Raw genomic sequence first — 725 nt, forward strand, 5'->3', positions numbered from 1 at the left:
TAATTACGGTTTTTCTTGTTTCAATTTTATGTTTTCTGTCCTTTAGCGTTATTCGTGGAGACCCGGCAACTTATCTTGCCGGAATTAACGCTTCACAGGAACAATTATCGGCGTTACGTGAAGAAATGGGGCTTAACAGAAACGTTATTACCCGCTATCTTGACTGGCTGTCCGGTTTTGTTTCAGGCAGGGCTGGCGTAGCGTTAAGTTTTAGGGGAGAGGCTATCTCCACGCTGATTTCCGAGCGTCTTCCAGTTACAATAACTTTAGCCCTGCTTTCGCTTTTTTTTGTTTTGCTAATTTCCATACCTGTTTCACTGTTGACTGTAAACAAAAAAGACGGCATACTTGACGGCGTTGTAAATTTTTTCACCGCCGCCGGATTAAGCACGCCCGGCTTTTTTATGGGACTTCTTTTTATTTTTATCTTTGGTTTCGGCTTAAAATTTTTTATCCCCGGCGAATATATCAACTACAATGAAAACTTTTTTGGCTTTATCCGCTGTCTTTGTTTCCCGGCTCTCGCTATTTCAATTCCAAACGCCGCAATTCTTATTAAATTTTTAAGAGGCTCGCTCTTTGCGGAACTTAAAAGCGATTATGTTATAACGGCAAGAAGCAAGGGTGCAAGCGGACTTTATATCCTGCGTAAACACGTCTTAAAAAACGCTCTGTTGCCGGCAATTACCATATTCGCCATGATAATCGCCGAAGTTTTTTCAGGC

Annotated in this window: 1 protein-coding gene; it reads left to right on the forward strand. The window is 41.7% G+C overall.

All coding sequences use genetic code 11. The features are described 5' to 3' along the window. Positions 1-725 (forward strand): ABC transporter permease (locus ACYVTD_RS14955; protein ID WP_461248507.1); only part of this gene is annotated, 725 nt, incomplete at both ends.

It is taken from the genome of Treponema sp. R6D11 (assembly GCF_054786075.1).